Genomic DNA, 20,012 nt, shown 5'->3' with positions numbered 1-20,012 from the left:
GTCACGGGTGCGCGGCCCAGACCGAATGCCGTTCGGTGCCACCCGCCGGCGCGTTCGCATACCACTCCCGCAGGTCCCGGGCAGTGCTGTCGAACGGCGCGACGAGTGTCCGGTCGGCGAACCAGGTGACCACCTCGTCACCGCGGCGGAACAGCTCCTCGCGGGAGTCCGCGGTGACCATCGCCTGGCCGATCTTCATGATCGTGCTCCGCGCCTGGAACATCGGGAGCCCGACCGGCCATTCCACCATGGCCCACTGCACGTCCGGCAGCGCGACCAGCTCCTCGGCCGACGGCCGGGCAACGAGCACCCCCGGGGTGTAGGGCAGGTAGACGGTGCCGACGTGCCCTGGCCGCACCTCGGGCTTGATCACCGGCCGCTCCCCGAGCGCGCACTGGACCGCCGCCTCCGCGAGGCTGACCCCGAACTTGTACGCGATCTCCTCCTCGACGAACACGCCGCCGCGGCGGGCCGCGCACTCGCCGAACACCAGCCGGTCGCCCTCGGTGTCGTCGAAGACCTCCATGTGGAACACGCCGTCGCGCAGTCCCAGGGTGCGCAGCGCGTTCTCGACGAACGGGGTCACCCGCTCGTAGACCTCCGCGTCCTCGACCGGGTCGAAGACGAACGTGCGCAGCCATTCCTTCTCGGACAGTGTGGTCAGGCAGGACTTGTGGTACGAGCTGACGCAGAGGAACTGCAGCTCGCCACCGAAGACGACGCCGTTGGCCAGCCACTCCTGCCCCGAGACGAACTCCTCCAGGATGTAGGCGCGGTCGCTGCGCTTCTGGCGCACCCGCTCGACCGCGGCCCGCAGGTCCGCCCGGGACCGGATGATCGAGGCGTGCCAGGTCGCGCCGCCGGCCACCGGTTTGAGCACCGCGGGTGAGAAGGGCAGCTCGAAGTCGTCGGGGAGGTCGCACAGGTCCTCGATCACCACGAACCGGGCCGCGTCGATCCCGGCGGCGTGCAGCTTCGCCTTCGCCAGCGACTTGTCCCGGAACAGCGCGGCCACCTCGGGTGGCGCGATGGACCGCACGCCGAACACCTTCGCCAGTGCCGCGGCCACCACGACACCGTCCTCGTGGGTCGAGTAGACGGCGTCGAAGCCCGACGGGTCGATCCCGGCGCGGTAGAGCCCCAGCAGCACCGACTCCACGCTCACCGAGTCCTCGACGAACACCGGGGGCGGGTCGGCGGGCAGCTCGGACAGACCGAAGTCCTTCTGCGCGGGCCCGTACACGACGGTCAGGTCCACGTCCAGGTCGGCGCACGCGCGCACGACATGGTTGTCGTCACTCAACATCAGAACTGATTTGCGTGTCATCCCAGCTCACTCTGATCGCACGGACAGCGCCGGTCTACCGACGCAATGCTAGGAACGGCAACGCTTCCCGGCGCCCGTGGACGGGCGGCGTTTGCTGTCTGGCAGCAAGTTCCCGCGCCCCGCGGCCACAGTGCAACGCCGCTGCAACGACCGCTCCTAACCTGGGTTTTCCACGGCCGTGGCCGGATCGCGGCCCGCCGGTGAAGGGGACCCGCGTAGATGTCTCGGCAAGATGGCGCTGTGCACGCACTTGACGAACTCATACTCGAGGGCTATCAGCACGTCGTAGAGACAGGGCACTGGGACGGGGACCGGCTGGGCGAGGTGACGGGTGCACCCCGGGAACGGATCGCCGAGGCACGCCGCACGCTCACCGAGCTGAAGGTGATCGAGTGCGACGACCACCGCGGCGAGCGCTGGCGGGCCGTGTCGCCGCGGGTCGCGATGGCCAAGCTGGTGCTGCCGGTGGACGCGGAGGTGCGCAGGCGCGCGGTGTACGCCGACAGCCTGCGCGAGCGGCTGCGGATGCTGGTGCCCATCCACGAGGCCAGGCAGCGCACGGAGTCCCGCGACGTCGTCGACGTGCTCGCCGACGAGGCGGCGCTCGACGCACTGATCGCCGACGAGACCACGCGGTGCGAAGGGGAACTCGTCGTCATGCGCGGCACTGCCCGCGGCACCTCGGCCGAGCGGCGGGTGTACCGCGACGCACACGCACGCGGGGTGCGTGTCCGCACCGTGTTCCAGCACGCCGCCCGCTACCACGCGCCGACCGTGGCGCTCGTCGAGGAGTTCGCCCCCGCGGGGCTGGAGTTCCGCAGTGCCGCCCAGCTGCCGGTGCACATCCACGTCTTCGACCGGAGCACCTGCGTGGTCGCGGTGGCGGACGCGCCGGGCACCGGCGCGCTACCCCTGGGGGAGGACACCGCAGGCGACCACACCACGGCGGCGGTGGTCGTGCGCCACCCGTTGCTCGTGTCCACCATGGCCGCGACCTTCGGCCAGGTGTGGCCGGACGGCACGCCCTTCACCCACGCCGACCCGCGACCGGCCGGGATCGAGGAGGAGCTGCGGCGCTCGGTGCTCCGGCTCCTCGCGACCGGCGCGAAGGACGACGCCGTCGCACGGCGGCTCGGCGTCTCGCTGCGCACGTGCCGCAGGCTGGTGGCCGGCATGATGGAACGGCTCGGGGCGAGCAGCCGGTTCCAGGCGGGGGTGGAGGCACACCGGCGGCAGCTCGTCTGATGCGCGCGGTACTCCCCTTCGAAGAGCCCCTGGCCTACGCCTACCAGTTCTACGCCTTCCCCCTCGGGATCCTCGCCACGCACCCCAAGGCGTCCGACTGGGTGCTCAGCAACTACGTGCAGGTCGTGTACGAGTACACGGGCCAGTCGGCGCCCGTGCCGTTCGCGTTCTACGTGTACGACTACTCGGTCAGTCCGTGGCTGGAGACGTTGCGGCTCAACCGGGAGTGGTGGTCCATGTCCGGCATGGACATCACCCGCACCGTCCGCGAGGCGATCGGCAGCGGCTTCTACGTGTACCTGACGCTCAACGAGCGCCACGTGCCGGGCCGATGGGCCCACGGCGGTGAGCGCGACTTCCGGCACGACGTGCTGATCCGCGGGTTCGACGACGAGCAGGGCACCTTCGAGCTGTACGGGTACGACGACCGGTACAAGTTCCGCGGTACGCGGCTGCCCCAGGCCGACCTGGCGCGCGCCTACCACGACACCGGCCCTGGCGCGTTCTACGACGTCCCGTTCACCCTGTACCGGTATCACGACGCGGGCGAGTACACGTTCGACCTCGGGTACGTCGCCCGCGGCGTGCGCGAGTACCTGGACTCCTTCAACACCTCGACGCACTTCCAGGCGCAGCGCGACCCGTGGGACCGCGCCTACGGGGTGGCGACCTACGACCTGCTGGAGTCCTACCTGGACGGTTACGCCCGCGGCGAGGAGCGGTACGACATCCGCAACGTGCAGGTGCTGTGGGAGCACAAGCGGGTGATGGTCGCCCGGTTTCGCCGCTGCGCCGAGCCGGTGCCGGAGGTGGATGACCTCATCGCGCCGTACGAGGCGGTCGAACGCATGGCGTGGATGCTGCGGATGCGGATGATCGCCCACCGCGCGGGCTCCTACCCGACGGACTTCCGGGCCGACGCGCTGTCCCTCGTGGACAGGATCAGGTCGGCGGAACGGCCGCTGCTCGAGAACTTCGCGCGACTGCTCGAAGAAGCTCCGGTGAGCGCGGTCGGTCAGGACGCGCCGACCAGCTCCACGTAGGCGTCCTCGAGGGTGGGTTCGCGGGAGGTCATCCGCCCGATCTCCGCCCGGTCCAGGCAACCGAGCACGGCCGAGGTCACGTCCGCGCCGGACGCGGAGCGGACCAGCAGCACCCGGGCGCGGTCCCGTTCCTCGACGGTGACAGAGTGGACGCCGCCGAGGGCGCCGATGCGCGCGACGCAGTCCTCCGGCGCGCCGTGGACCTCCACCTCCAACAGCCGTCCGCCGCCGGCCCGCGCCTTCAGCTCACCCGGGGTACCCTCCGCCACGATCTGGCCGGCGCGGATGACCGCGATCCGGTCGCACAGTTCGTCGGCCTCGTACATGTAGTGCGTGGTCAGCAGGACAGTCTTGCCCGCCCTGGTCAGCTCGGCGGTCATCGCGCGCAGCCGGCGGGCGCCGACCGGGTCGACGCCGATCGACGGCTCGTCGAGGAAGAGCACCTCGGGGTCGTGCAGCAGGCCACGCGCGATGTGCAGCCGCTGCCGCATGCCGCGGGAGAACCCCTCCACGCGCTCGCGCTCGCGCCCCGTGAGGTCGACGAGCTCCAGCACCTCGCCGACCCGGGACCGCTGCTCGCGTGCCGGCACCCCGTACAGCTCGGCGAAGTACCGCAGGTTGTCCACAGCGGACAGCCGCTCGTAGAGGCCGCGGTCGCCGCCGAAGACGTACCCGATCTTCCGCCGGACCTGCCGGGGGTCACGCACCACGTCGAGGCCGAGCACCCGAGCCGAGCCGCCGGTGGGCAGCAGCAGGGTGATGAGCATCTTGATCACGGTGGTCTTGCCTGCGCCATTCGGGCCGAGCAACCCGAACAGCTCGCCGCGCCGCACCTCGAAGCTGACCCCGCGCACGGCCTCGACCTCGCGGCGCGAGCCACGGCCGAGTCCCACCCTGGTCCGGTACGTGCGCCGGAGCTGTTCTGCGGCAACCACAACAGTCACCCCGGCAGGATGCCACGCGCCGTTGCAGGGCCGTTGCATCCGAGTACCGGTCGCCTTGCGCGAGAATTTCGCGCCGTGCTCCACTCCGGTCATGCCAGCACCCGTGTACGTCTCGGCCATCGCGCACACGCTCGGCACGAAGGTCGCCCTCACCGAACTGGACGAGCCGGTGGTGCGTGAGCGGCTGGACTCGTTGCACGAGCAGGGACTGCGGCACTGCCGGGTCAGCACCGAGCCACCGGCCGCCCTCGCCGCGGCCAGCGCACGGGCGACCCTGCGGCGTGCGGGCGACCCGGCTATCGACGCGGTCGTGTACTGCACCGACACCCGGCCGGAACTGGGCCACAGCAGCGACCTGTGGGACTTCCTGCAGCGCGTCGAACGCCCCACGAGCCACGGGGTGGTGGTCGGCGGCTCTGGCTGCGGCAACCTCGGCCCCGGCCTCACCACCGCGGGCGGGCTGGTCCGCGCCGAGGACGCGACGGTCCTCCTGGTCACCACCGACCGCGTCACGGACGGCACCCGCTACCTGGCGAACGGGGAGACGGTGCTGAGCGACGGTTCGGCGACCTGCCTGGTCGGCCCCCGACCGGTCGGCCCGTCGTTCGCGGTGCGGGGACTGGCGTCGAGCGTGCGCGCCGACCTCGAGGCGACCGGCCGGATGTCGGTCGCGCGGGTGAGCGCCCGCGCGATCGGTGCCACGGCACGGAAAGCGGCCGCGCCGGGATCCGTGCCGGACCGCGGGCCGTTCCTCACCGGCAACTACGGCCACACGCCACGCGCATTCCTCGCCATGTCCGCCGGGATCGCGCCCGAGCGCGTGCACTGCGCCGGGCTCGCCGACGTCGGGCACTGCTTCTCGGCGGACGTGCTCATCGGGCTGGCCGCACTGCTGGAGGACGACGGTGTCGCACCCGGCGAGCCGGTCGTGCTGCTGACTGCGAGCCCGCGGTCGTGGTCCGTGGCCGTCGTGGAACGGGTGGACGGCCACTAGGGCGACCAGATGTGATGTCCAGGGACGTTGTTCTGGTTCGCACCGCGTTCCTGCACACCGTGATCGACGACCACTCGCGGATCGCCTACGCCGGATTCACACCGACGAACCGCCGCCACCGCCATCAGCGTGCTGCACCGAGCGGTCAGCTGGTTCACCGACCACGGTGTCACCGTTGAACGAGTCCGGTCCGACAACGGCAGCTGCCACCGCTCACACGCCCGGACCAACACCTGCACCCAGCTCGGCATCACACCCAACGAACCCGACCCTACCGGCCCCGAACCAACGGCAAGATCGAACGCTTCCACCGCACCCTCGCCGACGAATGGGCCTACGCCCGCCACTACCACTCCGAAACCGAACGCCGCACAGCCCCAGCTGGCTCCACTTCTACAATCACCACCGACCCCACAGCGCCATCGGAGGCCAACCACCACCACCCGGATGCCAACCTCCCTGGACATCAGTACCAGGTCAGGCTGTGGTGCGGCGCAGCTTGCCGGTGCCGGTGCGGGGCAGCGCCGCCACCGCCTCGTAGGAGACCGGCACCTTGTGCAGTGACAGCCGGTCGCGGCAGTAGCTGTCCAGCACGGCGACGGAGAAGCCCTCCGCGGGCACGACCAGTGCGTGCGGCACGGAGCCCAGCAGGTCGTGGGGTTGGGGGACGACGCACGCGTCGGCCACCGACGGGGCCGACAGCAGCACGGACTCGATCTCGGCCGGGTAGACGTTCGTGCCGCCCACGTTGATCACCTCCTGCGCGCGGCCCCGGACGTACAGGTAACCGTCGGCGTCGAGGCTGCCGAGGTCGCCGACGCTGAAGTAGCCGTCCCGCCAGGTGGCCAGCCGCTCCCCCGCGACCAGGTACTGCGGCCCCCGTCCGTCGGGGGACCGGAAGAAGAGCCTGCCGACCACACCGGGGCCGGCCTGCGCGCCGTCGTCGTCGACCACCACGACCGCGCCGGGTTCCGGGCGCCCCACGGAGCCGGGGTGGGCGAGCCATTCGTCGCCGCGGATGGACACGAAACCCAGCTGCTCGAGCGAGGAGTAGCTCTCGAAGACCCGTTCCGGGCCGAGCAGGTCGAGCCACGCCCTTTTCACGCCGTCCGGGCACGGGGCGGTGCCGTGGTGGAGCGCACGCACGGACGACAGGTCCTTGGCACCGAGCCCGACGCCGGGCAGCAGCAGCATCTTCATCATGGTGGGCACGAGCCGCAGCACGTTCACGCGGTACCGCTCGATCGCGTCCGCGACGAGCGACGGCATGAACCGCGGCGTCAGCACCACCGTGTGCCCGAACGCGAGTCCCTGGTACAGCGCGCCGAAGCCGCTGTGGAACAACGGCGTGGTGACCAGCTGCACCTGACCGGTGTCGAGCCCGAGGGCGCGGTCGCGCGCCGAGACCGGGTCCCGCTCGTCGAACAGCCACCCGCGCCTGCGCAGGATGATCCGGGGCGAGCCGGTGGTGCCGCCGGTCGCGGTCGCGCTGCGCGGCACGGCGCCCGCGGGGGGTGGGGCCGCCGCCCGCCATCCCTGGGCCCACTCGACGGGCCGCACCACGGGGCAGGGCGGGGTGTGCGCGGGGTCGCCGACGAACCGCGCCGGCCCGATGGCCGCGGTGAGCCGCCCGGCCTCGTCCGGGGGCAGGCGCGTGTCGAGCGGGACCACGGTCGCGCCGAGCTTCCACGCCGCGAGCGTGGCGACCACGTGGTCGAGCCCGTTCGGCAGGCACACGACGACGGTGGGGTCGTCGGGCAGGCCGCCCTCGGACAGGACGGCGGCGCAGTGGTTGGCCCGGCCGTCCAGCTCGCGCCAGGTGACGTCCTCCGGTGCACGCACGCCGATGGCGTGCACCGCGACCCGGTCCGGGTGTTCGGCCGCCAGCCACTCGATGCGGCGCCCGATGGGAACCCGTGCGCTCACGGGGTCTTCCTGGTGATCCGGTCGATGGCCACGGTGCCGATGAAGTCCATCGCCTCGAGCGGGGCGTAAGGCTGCATGAGCGGACCGGCCCGCATGTCCCGGTAGATGCGGGACAGCGGGTGCGCGGACATGAACCCGCCCCCGCCGACAACCGTCATGGCCCGGTTCACCATGTCGATGGCCGTGTGCGTGACGACGTCCTTCGCGCACTGGAACGCCACCATCATGTCGGTGGCGACCTCGGCGGGCACGGTGCCCGACGCCCGTCCCGCGACGCCGTCGTCGACGACCGCGAGCGCGCGTTCGAGCGTGGCCCGCGCCGCCATCAGCCGCACGTCCATCTCGCCGAGCACGTGGACCAGCCCGGACGGGCGGCGGCTGTGGGGGTGCCGGTCGCCCTTCGCGGCCTTCGCGACGGCGAAGTCGCGGGCCGCCTCCGCGCCGCCGAGGAACGCGCCCTGCAGCCCGATGGCGCTGACGGTGCGTTGTTCGTCCGTTCCCGGCTGCGGTTCGCCCCAGGTTCCGCGCCGGGACACCGCCTCGGTGGGCACGAACACGTCGGTCAGGACCACGTCGTTGCTGCCGGACGTGCGCATGCCCATCGCGTCCCAGTCCGGCACCACGGTGACCCCCGGCGACGAGCCGTCCACGCGCACCGACGCCATCTCCCAGCCGTCACCGGCAGGCACCCGCGCGCGGATGTGGAAGTGCGTGGCGATGGCCGAGAGCGTGACGAACGTCTTGCGGCCGTTGAGGAGATACCCGCCGTCCACCTCGGTCGCCTCGGTGAGCACGTGGTCCCAGTCGGTGCCGGCCTCGCTCGCCGCGCCCGGCGCGACCATCGCGCCGCTGCCCATGGCCGTCAGCACCGCGCCGAACTCGGCGCGCTCGGCGCCGGTGCCCCAGGTCCAGCGCCGCGCGACGTACCACTGCCTGCCGAGGTGCATGTGGACGGCGAGCGCCATGCCGGCGTCGGCGTAGCCGATGCGGTTCACGACCGCGGCGACGTCCTGCAGGTAGGTCACGCCGAGCCCGCCCAGCTCCTCGGGCACGCAGGCGCCCAGCAGCCCGCTGTCGGCCATCTTCTGGAAGCACGCGCGGTCCAGCAGCCCGGCGCGGTCCCGCTCCCCCACGTGCGCGGCGAGCTCGCGCGCATGCTCCTCGGCGAGCAGCACGGCCTTCTCGCCCGCGGCACCGCGTGGTTCGAGTCGTCGGTGCATGGTCATCTCCTCTTGCTCGACACGAACCGTTCGATCCCGGCGAGGGTCCCGAGGTGGGTGGGGGTGATCTCGGTGTCCTCCACCTCGATGCCGTACTCGGTCTCCAGGAACCGCACGAGCGTGAGGATGCCGAGCGAGTCGACCACCTGCTCGTCGATGAGCGCCAGCTCGTCGGTCAGCTCGTCGGGGGCTCCGGTCCAGCCGAGGTCGTCGATCACGAAACGCCTGACCCGGTCCGCTACGTTGGGCACGACTGTCCTTTTCGTCCGTCTATTTGAGATACTGGTAGTCGACCTTGCCGGTGCTGGTCCTCGGCAGGGAGTCCCGGAGCTCGAAGGACGAGGGCACCATGTAGCTCGGCAGTGTCTTCCTGGAATACGTGCGCAGCTCCGCCGCGCCCGCGCCGTCGCGCACGACGACGTGCGCGACGATCCGGTTGCCGAACTCGTCGTCCGGCACCGGCACGACCGCGCACTCGACCACGGCCGGGTGGCCGTGGAGCGCGGTCTCGATCTCGCCCAGCTCGATCCGGTAGCCGCGGCTCTTGATCTGCGCGTCCCGCCTGCCCGCGAACCACCAGACCCCGTCGGGGTCGCGGTGCCCGAGGTCGCCGGTGCGGTATGCCGGTTCCCCCGACGGCGGGACCGGGCGCAGGGCGGCCGACGTCAGCTCCGGTTCGCCGAGGTAGCCGCGCATCACGGTCGGTCCCCGCACCCACAGCTCGCCGCGGTCGCCATCGGGGACGACACCGCCGTCCTCGGCGTGCGCGGTCACTTCGACCCCGGCGACGGGGCGCCCGATCGGCAACGCCCGGCAGGCCCCGGGAAGGGGGTTGGGCACCCGGTGGAAGGTGCAGACGTTCGTCTCGGTGGGACCGTACAGGTTCGCGTACTCGGCGTGCGGCACGAGCGCCATCAGCGCCCGCAGCTGGGGCACGGGGAAGACCTCGCCCGCGAACAGCACCAGCCGCAGCTCCGGCAGCGCACCGGGCTCCAGCCCGCCGCGGCTCGCCAGCTGGTGCAGCGCGGAGGGCACCGAGTACCACACGGAGATCCGCTCTCGCCGCACGAACCCGGCCAGCTCTCGGGGGAACGCGGCGGCCGGCCGCGGCACGAGCACGACGGTCGCGGCGGCCCGGGCCGCGGCGAACAAGTCGAACACCGCCAGGTCGAAGTGCAGCGGGGCGTGGTTCGCGAGCCGGTCGGCGGGGCCGACACCGAACTCGGCGACCGCCCAGTCCACGAAGGAGAGCGCGTTGCGGTGGGTGAGGGCGACGCCCTTGGGCCGCCCCGTGGAGCCCGACGTGAACAGGACGTAGGCGAGGTCGTCCGGCCCGGTCTCCGGCAGATCCTCCTGCGCGGTGACCGGCCGGTGCGCCGGCTCGTCCGGTGCCGAGAGGTCCACGACCGCCACGCCAGGGCACGGCTCGCCCGCGGTGACCGCCACCCGGATGTCCGCCGCGGCGATGATGTGGGCCTGCCGGTCGGCGGGCTGCTTCGGCGCGAGCGGCACGTACGCGGCACCCGCCTTGAGCGTGCCGTGGACCGCGACCAGCGTCGCGGCCGACTTCTCCAGCAGGAGCCCCACCCGGTCCCCCTGGCCCACACCGAGTCCGGCGAGCCGGTGCGCGAGTGCGGTCGACCGGTCGTCCAGCTCCCGGTAGGTCAGCTCGGTGTCGCCGTCGGCCACCGCGACGTGGTCCGGCCGCGCGCGCACCGCGTCGGCCAGCAGGGCGTGCAATGTGCCGGTCATGGCAACCCCAGCAGCCGGGCGACGATGGTGCGCTGGATGTCGGCGGTGCCGGAGTAGAAGCGGCTCGCGAGCGCGTCGCGCACGTCCCGCTCCTGCGGCGCGCCCGCCATGTACCCGGCGGCTCCGAACAGCTCCATGGCCGCCATGCTGTTGTCCACCAGGGACTCGCTGACGGCGAGCTTGACGATCGCGGACTCCATCGGTGTCCGCTTCCCCTGGTCCTTGAGCCAGGCCAGCTGGTAGACGAGCAGCCGGGCCGAATCGAGGCGGACCCGCATGTCGACGATCCGGTTGGCCACGGACTGGTTCTGCCCGATCGGCCTGCCGAAGCGGCGGTGCCCCTTGGCGTGCGTGACCGCCTCGTCGAGCTGACGGGCCATGGTGCCGAGCGCGCTCGCCATGATGAACCCGCGCTCCCACTCGATGGTGGTGGTGAACACGGTCATCCCGGCGCCCGGCTCACCGAGGAGCGCCGAGGCGGGCACCCGGCAGCCGGACAGGTACACCTCGGCCATCGGCGAGGTCTTCAGGCCGAGCTTGTCGACCGGCTCCCCGACCGTGAGCCCCGGCGAGTCGCGGTCCACGACGAACGCGCACAGCCGCGACGGGCCGGTCCGATCCGCGAGCGCGGCGAGCACCAGGAACACACCCGCCACCGGCGCGTTGGTGATGTAGGTCTTGGCGCCGTCCAGGACGTAACCGTCGGGCACGGGGGTCGCCGTGGTGGACACCGCGAGCGCGTCGGAGCCGGACCCGTGCTCGGTCACCGCCTGGACACCGATGAGCGATCCGTCGCACAGCCCGGGCAGGTACCGGGACCGCTGCTCGTCGGTCCCGAACCGCAGGATCGGCAGCGCGCAGGACCACAGGTGCGCGCCAAGGGAGAACAGCAGGCCGTTGTCCGCGCTGCCGTGGCCGAGCGTCTCGAACACCATCGCGGTCGTGACCAGGTCGGCGCCCTGCCCGCCGAACCGCTGCGGGACGGGCATGCCCTGGATCCCGAACTCCGCGCACCGCCGCCACGCCTGCGGTGGGAAGCTGCCCGCCGACTCCCACTTCGCGAGATCGGTGGCCAGCTCCGCGCGGGCGAAGCGCAGGGTGGCCTCCCGCAGCTGCTGCTGCTCGTCGGTCCAGCCGAAGTCCACGGTCAGCTCCATCCAGGCGAGACGCGGGCGCCCGACTCGACCGGGCGCGGCGAAGGGGCCAGCAACGCCGGGGTCACCGCGGCCACCGCGGCCGGGCGGGGCGGGGCGAGGGCCAGCGCGGCGGCGCAGTCCGCCGCCGTGACCGGGTTGATCTCGGCCGAGGTGGTGTGCCGCCAGCGGTCGGGCAGCAGGTGCCTGCCCGTGGCCAGGTGCGCGTTGCTGGCCGCGAAATCGTCGGCGACCAGCCCGGTGGGCACGCCGAGCCAGTACAGCAGCAGCGCGACGACCATCCCGGTGCGGTCCTTGCCCAGCGAACAGGCGACCACGACGGGGCCGTCGCCGAGCGCCGCCGCGACCCCCGCGGCGGCGCCGGCGTACCGCGGCAGGGCGGCGGTGCGCGGCACGTCGTCGTCCCGCAGCGGAAGCCGGTGCCACCGCCACCCGCGTGCCACCAGACGTGGCACGCCGCCGTCGCGGTCGACCTCCCGGTCGGTGCGCAGGTCGACGTAGGTCGCCGGGCCGAGCAGGCCGGTCAGCTCGTCCAGTGCGCTGTCGGAGGTCCGCACGAGCGCGCTGGAACGCAGGAGCCGCCCGGGCCGCACCACGCGGCCCTGGCCGGCGGGCAGCCCGCCGAGGTCGCGCAGGTTCGCCACCGACGCCGCCAGCAGCGGTCGCGGCATCCTCACGGGACGGCCGTGGTGGGCACGGCGAGGTGGCCCACCCGTTCGGTCGCCGGCGTGACGTAGGGGTCCGCGCCGAACAGCAGCCCGAGGAACTCCCCCGGCTCGTGGCCGGTGGCGCGGATCTCGTCGGGGTCGACGAACAGCTGGCGGTTGAAGGCGCTCATCTCGCGTTCGGTCATGTCCGCCCGCATCCGGTCGTAGGGCGTGTAGAGCGTGGGACGGACCCGCGCGCCCGCCGCGGCGATCTCCCGCATGGCCCGGCGGGTGCCCTCGGGCGTCGTGCCGGGCAGCCCGACGATCAGGAAGCAGTTGAGCTCGATGCCCGCCTCCGCGCACCAGCCTGCGACCTGCTCGAAGCGGTCCCGGGCGGAGCGCTTCAGCCTCGGCAGCTCGTCGGCACCCTCGTCCTCGAAGGTCTCGACGCCGACGCTGATCCGCACGCAGCCCGCGGCACCCATCCGGGCGACGAGGTCCGCGTCGAGGTGGAACATGGTGGTCGCGCACTTCCACGGGTAGCGGCGCGGCTCTGCGGCCAGCGCCGTGCACAGCTGCCGGACCCACCGCTTGTCCAGGGTGAACGTCGGCGCGTAGAAGGCGACGTACTCGAACGGGTGCGCGGCGAAGGACGCGCGGATGTAGTCGAGCGTCCGTTCGACGGTCAGCCGCCGCTCCCGCAGCCCCTGCATCGTCGGCACGTCGCAGAACGCGCAGCCGACCGGGCAGCCCCGCGCCACCGGCACGACCAGTTCCCGTCGCTCCGGGATGCCGCAGAACTTGTTCTCGTCGCGCCGGTACAGGTTCTCGTAGTGGAAGTACGGGATGTCCCGCACGTCTGGCAGCACCCACTGCGCGGCCGGCAGCCACGCACCCGGCCGCGCGGGTCCCTGCCAGCCCCCGGCGGTGCGTACCGCGACCCCGGCGAGGTCGGGCCGGCCCGAGCGCCCAGCGATGACCCAGCGGACGGTCTCCTCGGCCGCCGCCTCGTAGTCCCCGCCGTGGGCGACCGCGTCGAGGGCCAGCGCCTCGAAGTATCCCGGGTTCTGGTAGCTCAGCCTGCCGACGGTCAGCACGGTCACGTCCGGCAGCAGCGCCTTGGCGTAGTCGGCGGCCCGGCGGATCCCCTCGGCCGTGTCGAAGTCGTTGACGAGGACCACCAGCTCGTACCCGCCGCGGAACAGCCGGTCGCCGAACTCCTTCCAGGAGAAGTTCAGCGCCCCGGCGTCCAGCGCGTCCACCTCGTGGCCTGCCGCGCGCAGGTAGGCCGTGATGGAGAAGACCGGCAGGTGGTGGCCCGCGTTGAAGTAGCTGGGCACGTGCGGCGGCCAGCACACAAGGATCTTCATGACTCGCTCTCTTCTCGGTCGGCTTCCAGGTTCACGGGCCGCACGGGGACGGCGACCCCGCGCCGGGCCAGGCGGCGCCGGACGCAGCGCAGGCGGTCGCGGAACCGGCCCGGTGTGACCGCGACGACCACGTCGGCCGTGCCGTGGGCGCGGGCCGCGTCGAGCACCTGCCACCAGTCGCGGCGGCGGAATCGGACGATCATGCGCAGCAGGGCGGCGAAGTCCTTGGTCGCGCGCACCGGCAGGCCCGCGTGCGCCTGCGCCCGCACCCGCGCGGGCAGCTGGTCGTGGTTCCCCGCGCCGATGCGGCGGGCGCGGCGCACCGCGCGCCACAGGCAGGTGGCCGTCGCGGTGTCGACGAGGACGACCAGGTCCGCGTGCCGGGCCCGCACCGGCACGCTCGGCAGGTAGTTGCCGTCGATGATCCAGCCGCTCCCGGCGACCAGCTCGGCGAGCCGGACCTGCCAGGTGCCGGGGTCGGGCCGCGTCCACCCGGGACCCCAGTACTCGTCGTCGAGGTGGTGCAGCGGCAGCCCGGTGCGCTTCGCGAGAACGGTCGCGTAAGTCGTCTTGCCCGACCCGGGACAGCCGAGCACCGCGATCCGCTTCGGCCCGTTCACCGGCGCAACCCGTGGACCAGCAACGACCTCCTGCTCTCGGCACTGGCCTTGCTCACCGCGGTGACCTGGTGCCACGAGTTCGGGGCCTGGGCGAGCAACGCGGACGCGCCGAGCTCGGGCACCACCCTGCCCGCCACGGCGGCGGCGCTGGACCTCTCGAGAATCTCCAGGCAGCCGCCCCAGTCCGCGCGCCAGCCCGGGTTGAAGTAGAGGATGTGGCTGAAGATCTTGTCCTCGCGGTCGGTATGCGGGCCGAGCCAGTCCCCGGGTGAGTGCCGCACGAGCCGCAGCTCCACGTCGTCGGCGGGCTCCTGGCCCAGCACGTCCGCCACCCAGGCGCGGTACTCGGGCGAGCGCAGGTCGGTGAGCAGCTCGGTCCAGCGCGGCGGCAGCGGGCCGGTGCCGTCCTGCTCGCCGGTCACGGGGCGGGAGAAGTTCCGGTACGTCTTGCCCCGCACGCGGTGGGCCGCGTCCTTGCGCACGAACCCGTCCGCCGGGAAGGTCGCCGCCAGCTCCTCCGCCACGTCCAGACCGAACAGCTCACCCGGCGGGGTGGCCAGCCACGGGTACGGGTGGGTGCCGGCGCGCCGTGTACGCCACCGGTCCGCCAACACCAGCATGGTTTCCAAGCCTCGCTTCCGCATCAGACCGACGTGGACAGGAAACGGACGGTCATGTCCAGCAGGGCGTCCTGTGTGGACACCCGTTGCAGGCCGTGCGCCTTGCCCGGCAGCGTGGCGACCACCAGCGACGAACCGGGGGCGAACAGCTCGCCGAGCACACCGCTCGCGGCCTGGAAGTCCCGGTGGTAGTTGTCGTCCTCGCCGTACACGAGCAGCGTCGGGACGCGCCGGGCGGCGAGTGTGCGCAGCCGGTCGACGAACAGGTCGCCGACCAGGTCGGGGGTGGGTGCCTCGCCGCGGCCCGCGTCTCCGACCGGTGGCGCGAACAGCACCATGGCGGCCAGCGCGGGCTCGTCGGCGGCGACGTGCATCGCCGCCCGCGCGCCGTAGCAGGAACCGACCGCGACGAGCCGCCGCGCCCCGGCGGCCGTGAGGTGGTCCAGCGCGGCACGCACGTCGAGGGGGTTGGGGTCGTCGAGTGCGTACCCGCCGATCACGCCGGTGCTCTCGCCGACGCCGCGGTAGTCGATCCGCAGCGCGTGGTGGCCCTCCCCGGCGAGCTGCCGTGCGAGCCGCACGAACAGCCGGTTCCTGTTGGTCGACAGGACGTACACGCCGCCGGAGAGCATGAGCACGCCCACGCCACTCGCTTCGCCGGGTGGCGTGGTGTGCACGCCGAACACCCGGTCCGGTCCGGCGGCGAGGTACAGCGGCCGCTCGCGGTCGGCCCGCACCGGCGCGCTCATCGCGTCCCCACCGGGGCGGCCGCGGCGACGAGCCAGGAGGCGGTGTCGGCGAGCAGGTCGCGCACCGCCCCGCGGCCTTCTTCGGCCGCCCAGCCCGCGTGGTCGAGCCACCACGAACTGTCGCCGTCGAAACAGGCGCTCGACGCGTCGAACCCGGCGGCGGCCAGTTCGGCGGCCTGGGTGGCGAGCCCGCGGCGGCCCGCGGCGTCGGCGGCGAAGTCGACGAGGCGCACCGGCCGTGGCGGCGCGCCCAGCCCGTCGGCGAAGGACAGCCCGCGCACCGACTCGTACAGCGCCGCGGGCAGGGTGTACCCGGCGACGTCCGCGGACCGGCCCGCGGCGAGGTCCCCGCGCGGGCCCGCACCCGTGCCACCCGCGGCCAGCAAACTGACCTGGGCGACCCGGAACAGCTCGCGGAAGTAGGCGGCGCCGGTGGCTGGGGCGCCCCACACGACGAGCGGCAGCCCGCTCCCCGCCTCGGCCGCGACGAACGCACCGACCTTCGCCCCGAAGTAGGCGGTCGGCCCGATCCCGACCGCCCCGGCGGCCCACCGGCAGGCCAACCGGGCGTCGTGGACCATGCGCGGGAAGTCGAGGGCGCCGCCCTCCGGGTCGTCGTCGCTGTTGCCGGTGCCGAGGTAGTGGAACCGGACCGCGGCGATGCCGGAGGCGGCGAGCATCCGCGCCAGCAGCACCTCGCGGCGGTAGTTGTACTTCCACTCGGCGCCGATGGACGAGCACAGCACCACCAGCCCGCGGGCCGCGCCCCCGGGCCGGTGCACGCAGGCGAAGCGGGCCGAGCCGGGTTCGCCGAGGAACACGGGCTGTTCGACGGTGCCGTCCAGGTGCAGCTCGGTGGTCGCGGTCGTCATCGGGCCGCCCCCTCGGGGAGGTGGGCGAAGCGGGCACGGGCGTAGGCGATGTCGAACCCCGTCGTCGCGACCAGCCGCACGCTGTGCAGGTCGGCGCTCAGCCGGTCGGGCAGCTCGACCGCGAACTCCACGACCTGGTCCTCGGCGGGCACTGTCCTGGCCTCCTCGTGCACGCACCGGTCCAGCGCCTTGTCGAAGAACCGCAAGTACAGCTGCACACCGTGCAGCAGCGGCCGCGCCGAGGGCGGAACGGTCAGCCCGGCGCGCAGCAGCAGCCGGTGCCCGGCGCGCTCCGCGGTCACGGCTACGGCGGGGCCGTCCACCCGGTGCTCCCGGACGGGCCCGCACACCAGGCACAGCACGCCCACCCGCGCCTGGTCGGCCTCCTCGCCTCGGCCGAACCGGTGCCGCTCGGTCGGTGTCCCGCACCGCGCGCACGGCTCCCCCGGCTCGATGCCCGCCAGGAGCTGGTCGTAGTGGCCGAGGTCGTAGGCGTCGAGCGAGTCTCGGACCAGCAGCAGCATGCGGCCCGCGGCCCGGTCCCACTTGGCGACCGCCGCGCGGAGCAGGGTCGTGGTCCGCAGCAGGCGTGCGCGGGACTCGCCGCCCGGCGCGCCCTCCGCCCACTTCATCGCGTTGACGGCGAGGTGCTCGGCGCGGTCGAGCTCCGCCGCCAGCGGGTCGAGCAGGTCGGCGCCGCGGCCACCGAGCCAGGCACGTGCCGAGCGCAGCACGCGGCGGCCGCGGGTCGCGTGCCGCATCAGCCGGACGAGCCAGTCCCGCACCGGGTCCAGTGACTCCTCGGCGACCGGGGGCGCCGCGGGCCCGGCCGCGCCGGTGGGCAGCGTCAGGCACGGGTCGCCGTGCAGCACGAAGGCGTTGGGCTGGTCGAGGCGGGCGCTCAGCTCGTTGAGCCGCCGCACGACCACGCCGAGCGGGCCGCCCTCGGCGATCATGCGGTGCAGCGCGGCGACGAGGTCGTCGGGCGCCACCAGGGGACGCACGGGGGCGATCACCGCGCCCGCCGAACCCTCGGCGAGCGCCACCGCCAGCGAGACGGGTGACGGGAACAGCTCGCCCGCCACGTTGAACCCGTTGCAGCACAGGAAGAACACGATCGGCGCGGCGACCTCGCCGCCGAAGACCACCGTGGCGTTGCGCGGCGCCGCGCGCTTGCACGAGCGCGCTTCCCTGCTGCAGCCCTCGTCGGTGGCGCCGGGGAACTCGGCCGCGTCGAGCAGCCCGCAGACCACGGTGTCGCCGAGCTTCGCGTGCCCGCCCTCCCCGTGGCTGCGGATGACCTTGACGAGCGCCGGCCGCCGCAATCCACCCGCGACGTCGGCGGGCAGTCCCCGCGCGTTGTCCTCCGCCCGGTGCGCAGGCGCGTCGTAGCTGTCCACACCGGACAGGCCAACTGCGGGCCGCAGCAGTGCCTTGGCAACCGCGAACGACAACCCGGCGGTGTCGCGACCGTACAGGAACCCGAGCGGGCAGCCCGCAGCCTCGGCGGCGGCGTCGATCCGGACCAGCGCCGCGACGGTCAGCCGGTCGGAGAACGCGACGACCACGGCCGCCCTGCCCGGGCGCGCCGCGATGGCCGCGAGGACGTCGTCGAGGTCCGCGCACACGGTCAGCTCGCCCGCGCACCGGTCGCCGTACACGGTGGCGGCGGCCAGTGCCCTGGTCTCCCAGCAGATCACCACACGGTCCGCGGGCACGGGCCCGCTGTGCGGGTCGAACCACCCGCTGAGCACCCGCTCCCACTCGGCGGCACGGGATGCGGCAGCGGGGCGCTGGACCGGGATCGGACCGTCCCCGGCGAACGGCGCCCCGTCGAGCGCCCCGACCCAGCGGATCGGGACGGCCACCACGGTCTGGTCAGTCATCCCAGAACCACACCTGGAGCAGCCGCCGGGAGCGGTCGTGGCCGCGGGGGATGGCGGACACCGAGTGCCACGCGTTGTCGGTGCGGCGCAACACGATCGCGTTGTTCGGCACCGGCGGGATCTCGGTGTGCACGTCGGCCGGGTCGTCCGACCGGAGCACCCGGAAGCAGCCGCCCATCTCCGCCGTCCAGTTGTCCGTCAGGTACATCAGGTGCGTGACGATCTTGTGCGGCTTGTCGACGTGCGGGGTGAACCAGGCGCCCTCGCCGAACCGCCAGAAGTGCGCCTGCATCCGCAGCCGCCGCACGTCGTGCCCGGTCAGGTCGGACAGGCACTCCCGGTACTCCGCGGAGAGCAGGTCGTCGGCGACCGCGAGCCACCGGTCGTCCAGGTTCGCGGCGTCGTGCGGCTTGTCCGCGCCGAGCTCGAGCAACGCCTTGGTGGCCACGTTGTGCTGGTACCAGGCGTCGGTGTCGCGCTTGCCGAGGGTCTCCAGCACCCGCCGCTGCGAGTGGAACTCGAACCCCTCGGTAGGGAACGAGGCGATCAGCCCGTCCGGGTCACGCATGGCGTCGGTGTAGTACGCCCACGGAAAGGGCGCGGTCCGCATCTCGGCCGAGCCGAGCGCGTCCAGGTTGATGGCTTTGGTGGTGGTACTGCTCATCGCCGTGTCCCTCCGAAGTCAGGCGGTTCGCGTCAGTGGTGCGTCAGGTCCTCGGACAGCCCGGTCAGGTACCGGACGTCCGCCTCGTCGAGCAGGTCCGGCGGGAGATCGCTGTTGGCGCGCACCTGGTCGGCATCGGACGCGCCGACCAGCACCGCCGACACCTGCGGGTGGGTGAGCAGTGCCGCCAGGGCCACGTGGGCGGGCGGCACACCGCGGTCGGCGGCGAGCGTGCGGACCCGGTCGGCCACCGCCTGCCCCTTCGCGGTCCAGAAGCCAGCGCCCTTGGCCGTGACGAGCGGGTGACCGGGTGGCGGTGGCCGGTCCCGGTCGTAGCGCCCGGCGAGCAGCCCCCTCGCCAGCGGGGACGCCGCCAGCAGGCCGACGCCGAACAGGTCGCTCACCCGGCGCAGCTCCTCGAAGGCGCGCGCGTCGACGAGGTTGAGCTGTGTCTGCACGCTGGCGAGCGGTGCCCGGTGCGCGGCCCACGCCACCCGCTGCGCGTCGACGACCTCCCACGGGGCCACGTTGCACAGCCCGTAGTAGAGGACTTTCCCCGCAGCCACCAGGTCCTGGAGCGCGCCGACCGTCTCCTCCACCGGGGTCGTGGGGTCGGGCGCGTGCACCTGGTAGAGGTCCACGTGGTCGGTCCGCAGCCGGGTGAGGCTGCCCTCCAGCGCCAGGCGGATGCTGCGCCTGCTCGCACCGGGGTGGGCGCGCGCGTGCCGGAACTTCGTCGCCACGACGCACATGTCCCGCACCCCTTCCAGCGCCGTGCCGAGCAGCCGCTCGCTGTCGCCGTCGCCGTAGACGTCCGCGGTGTCGAAGAACGTGATCCCGACGTCGTACGCGGTCTTGACGAGGTCGACCGCGTCCGGTCCGCGCACCAGCGTGCCGAGCCGCGCGCAGCCCAGGGCCACGCGCGACACGCGCAGCCCTGTGGCACCGAGGGTCGTGGTCTGCACAGGTCTCACGCGCT

The 20,012-nt window shown here is 73.2% G+C and carries 19 protein-coding genes and 1 pseudogene; 4 read left to right on the top strand and 16 right to left on the bottom strand.

Annotated elements, in window-relative coordinates:
- Window position 1 precedes the first annotated feature (1 nt).
- The gene (locus tag ACFPCV_RS21595) at window positions 2-1,306 is read right to left on the bottom strand and encodes an ATP-grasp domain-containing protein (RefSeq protein ID WP_378058067.1); all 1,305 of its coding nucleotides are present in this window, start codon (window positions 1,304-1,306) and stop codon (window positions 2-4) included.
- A gap of 261 nt (window positions 1,307-1,567) precedes the next feature.
- Between ACFPCV_RS21595 and ACFPCV_RS21590 the strand changes: the two genes are divergently transcribed.
- Window positions 1,568-2,572, top strand: a complete 1,005-nt coding sequence (locus tag ACFPCV_RS21590) for a LuxR C-terminal-related transcriptional regulator (protein WP_378058066.1) — start codon at window positions 1,568-1,570, stop codon at window positions 2,570-2,572.
- A complete protein-coding gene (locus ACFPCV_RS21585; RefSeq protein ID WP_378058065.1) occupies window positions 2,572-3,615 on the top strand; it encodes a hypothetical protein in 1,044 nt (347 codons plus the stop codon). The genes ACFPCV_RS21590 and ACFPCV_RS21585 overlap by 1 nt, the downstream gene beginning before the upstream one ends.
- On the opposite strand, the gene ACFPCV_RS21580 is transcribed toward ACFPCV_RS21585, so the two are convergent.
- A complete protein-coding gene (locus tag ACFPCV_RS21580) occupies window positions 3,588-4,559 on the bottom strand; it encodes an ABC transporter ATP-binding protein (RefSeq protein WP_378058064.1) in 972 nt (323 codons plus the stop codon). The genes ACFPCV_RS21585 and ACFPCV_RS21580 overlap by 28 nt on opposite strands.
- Before the next feature lie 91 nt (window positions 4,560-4,650).
- Here ACFPCV_RS21580 and ACFPCV_RS21575 point away from each other — a divergent pair, with 91 nt between their 5' ends.
- Complete coding sequence (locus ACFPCV_RS21575; RefSeq protein ID WP_378058063.1) at window positions 4,651-5,553, top strand: beta-ketoacyl-[acyl-carrier-protein] synthase family protein; 903 nt, start codon at window positions 4,651-4,653, stop codon at window positions 5,551-5,553.
- A gap of 44 nt (window positions 5,554-5,597) precedes the next feature.
- Window positions 5,598-5,992, top strand: a pseudogene (locus ACFPCV_RS21570) (integrase core domain-containing protein); the annotation flags it as partial.
- 38 nt (window positions 5,993-6,030) lie between these two features.
- Here ACFPCV_RS21570 and ACFPCV_RS21565 read toward each other — a convergent pair.
- From ACFPCV_RS21565 to ACFPCV_RS21500, 14 genes are read right to left on the bottom strand one after another with little or no spacing between them, the layout of a single operon-like run.
- The gene (locus ACFPCV_RS21565; protein WP_378058062.1) at window positions 6,031-7,479 is read right to left on the bottom strand and encodes a class I adenylate-forming enzyme family protein; all 1,449 of its coding nucleotides are present in this window, start codon (window positions 7,477-7,479) and stop codon (window positions 6,031-6,033) included.
- Window positions 7,476-8,699 carry an acyl-CoA dehydrogenase family protein gene (locus tag ACFPCV_RS21560; protein ID WP_378058061.1) on the bottom strand — a complete coding sequence of 408 codons (1,224 nt, stop codon included), beginning with the start codon at window positions 8,697-8,699 and terminating at the stop codon, window positions 7,476-7,478. Before ACFPCV_RS21560 ends, ACFPCV_RS21565 begins: the two co-directional genes overlap by 4 nt.
- Before the next feature lie 2 nt (window positions 8,700-8,701).
- Entirely contained in the window at window positions 8,702-8,950 is a 249-nt protein-coding gene (locus ACFPCV_RS21555) for an acyl carrier protein (protein ID WP_378058060.1), read from the bottom strand.
- Between the two features lie 19 nt (window positions 8,951-8,969).
- Window positions 8,970-10,451: an amino acid adenylation domain-containing protein gene (locus tag ACFPCV_RS21550; RefSeq protein WP_378058059.1), complete on the bottom strand. Its 1,482-nt coding sequence runs from the start codon at window positions 10,449-10,451 to the stop codon at window positions 8,970-8,972.
- On the bottom strand, window positions 10,448-11,596 hold the full coding sequence (locus ACFPCV_RS21545) for an acyl-CoA dehydrogenase family protein (RefSeq protein WP_378058058.1): 1,149 nt from the start codon (window positions 11,594-11,596) through the stop codon (window positions 10,448-10,450). The genes ACFPCV_RS21550 and ACFPCV_RS21545 overlap by 4 nt, the downstream gene beginning before the upstream one ends.
- Window positions 11,597-11,598: 2 nt before the next feature.
- Window positions 11,599-12,276, bottom strand: a complete 678-nt coding sequence (locus ACFPCV_RS21540; protein ID WP_378058095.1) for a tyrosine-protein phosphatase — start codon at window positions 12,274-12,276, stop codon at window positions 11,599-11,601.
- Between the two features lie 2 nt (window positions 12,277-12,278).
- Window positions 12,279-13,622, bottom strand: coding sequence for a B12-binding domain-containing radical SAM protein (locus ACFPCV_RS21535; RefSeq protein WP_378058057.1), 1,344 nt, complete (start codon window positions 13,620-13,622; stop codon window positions 12,279-12,281).
- Window positions 13,619-14,242, bottom strand: a complete 624-nt coding sequence (locus tag ACFPCV_RS21530; protein WP_378058056.1) for a P-loop NTPase family protein — start codon at window positions 14,240-14,242, stop codon at window positions 13,619-13,621. Before ACFPCV_RS21530 ends, ACFPCV_RS21535 begins: the two co-directional genes overlap by 4 nt.
- Complete coding sequence (locus ACFPCV_RS21525; protein WP_378058055.1) at window positions 14,239-14,862, bottom strand: 2OG-Fe(II) oxygenase family protein; 624 nt, start codon at window positions 14,860-14,862, stop codon at window positions 14,239-14,241. Before ACFPCV_RS21525 ends, ACFPCV_RS21530 begins: the two co-directional genes overlap by 4 nt.
- Window positions 14,863-14,885: 23 nt before the next feature.
- The gene (locus ACFPCV_RS21520) at window positions 14,886-15,611 is read right to left on the bottom strand and encodes an alpha/beta hydrolase (RefSeq protein WP_378058054.1); all 726 of its coding nucleotides are present in this window, start codon (window positions 15,609-15,611) and stop codon (window positions 14,886-14,888) included.
- Complete coding sequence (locus ACFPCV_RS21515) at window positions 15,608-16,483, bottom strand: alpha/beta hydrolase family protein (protein WP_378058052.1); 876 nt, start codon at window positions 16,481-16,483, stop codon at window positions 15,608-15,610. The genes ACFPCV_RS21520 and ACFPCV_RS21515 overlap by 4 nt, the downstream gene beginning before the upstream one ends.
- Window positions 16,480-18,369 carry a hypothetical protein gene (locus ACFPCV_RS21510; protein WP_378058051.1) on the bottom strand — a complete coding sequence of 630 codons (1,890 nt, stop codon included), beginning with the start codon at window positions 18,367-18,369 and terminating at the stop codon, window positions 16,480-16,482. The genes ACFPCV_RS21515 and ACFPCV_RS21510 overlap by 4 nt, the downstream gene beginning before the upstream one ends.
- Window positions 18,362-19,033, bottom strand: a complete 672-nt coding sequence (locus ACFPCV_RS21505) for a 2OG-Fe(II) oxygenase (RefSeq protein WP_378058050.1) — start codon at window positions 19,031-19,033, stop codon at window positions 18,362-18,364. The genes ACFPCV_RS21510 and ACFPCV_RS21505 overlap by 8 nt, the downstream gene beginning before the upstream one ends.
- A gap of 32 nt (window positions 19,034-19,065) precedes the next feature.
- Complete coding sequence (locus tag ACFPCV_RS21500; protein WP_378058049.1) at window positions 19,066-20,007, bottom strand: aldo/keto reductase; 942 nt, start codon at window positions 20,005-20,007, stop codon at window positions 19,066-19,068.
- Between the last annotated feature and the right edge of the window lie 5 nt (window positions 20,008-20,012).

This window comes from Actinophytocola glycyrrhizae (genome assembly GCF_042653545.1).
GTDB classification, from domain to species: Bacteria; Actinomycetota; Actinomycetes; order Mycobacteriales; family Pseudonocardiaceae; genus Actinophytocola; species Actinophytocola glycyrrhizae.
Note: the sequence above shows the minus strand (reverse complement) of the source record. Positions and strands in the feature narration are given on the sequence as shown.

Bases quoted from the DNA above. Each gene is read 5' to 3' on its own strand.
- ACFPCV_RS21505 (WP_378058050.1), bottom strand. From the start codon at position 19,033: ATGAGCAGTACCACCACCAAAGCCATCAACCTGGACGCGCTCGGCTCG.
- ACFPCV_RS21525 (WP_378058055.1), bottom strand. From the start codon at position 14,862: ATGCTGGTGTTGGCGGACCGGTGGCGTACACGGCGCGCCGGCACCCAC.
- ACFPCV_RS21520 (WP_378058054.1), bottom strand. From the start codon at position 15,611: ATGAGCGCGCCGGTGCGGGCCGACCGCGAGCGGCCGCTGTACCTCGCC.
- ACFPCV_RS21550 (WP_378058059.1), bottom strand. From the start codon at position 10,451: ATGACCGGCACATTGCACGCCCTGCTGGCCGACGCGGTGCGCGCGCGG.
- ACFPCV_RS21575 (WP_378058063.1), top strand. From the start codon at position 4,651: ATGCCAGCACCCGTGTACGTCTCGGCCATCGCGCACACGCTCGGCACG.
- ACFPCV_RS21510 (WP_378058051.1), bottom strand. From the start codon at position 18,369: ATGACTGACCAGACCGTGGTGGCCGTCCCGATCCGCTGGGTCGGGGCG.
- ACFPCV_RS21540 (WP_378058095.1), bottom strand. From the start codon at position 12,276: ATGCCGCGACCGCTGCTGGCGGCGTCGGTGGCGAACCTGCGCGACCTC.
- ACFPCV_RS21560 (WP_378058061.1), bottom strand. From the start codon at position 8,699: ATGCACCGACGACTCGAACCACGCGGTGCCGCGGGCGAGAAGGCCGTG.
- ACFPCV_RS21585 (WP_378058065.1), top strand. From the start codon at position 2,572: ATGCGCGCGGTACTCCCCTTCGAAGAGCCCCTGGCCTACGCCTACCAG.
- ACFPCV_RS21595 (WP_378058067.1), bottom strand. From the start codon at position 1,306: ATGTTGAGTGACGACAACCATGTCGTGCGCGCGTGCGCCGACCTGGAC.
- ACFPCV_RS21515 (WP_378058052.1), bottom strand. From the start codon at position 16,483: ATGACGACCGCGACCACCGAGCTGCACCTGGACGGCACCGTCGAACAG.
- ACFPCV_RS21535 (WP_378058057.1), bottom strand. From the start codon at position 13,622: ATGAAGATCCTTGTGTGCTGGCCGCCGCACGTGCCCAGCTACTTCAAC.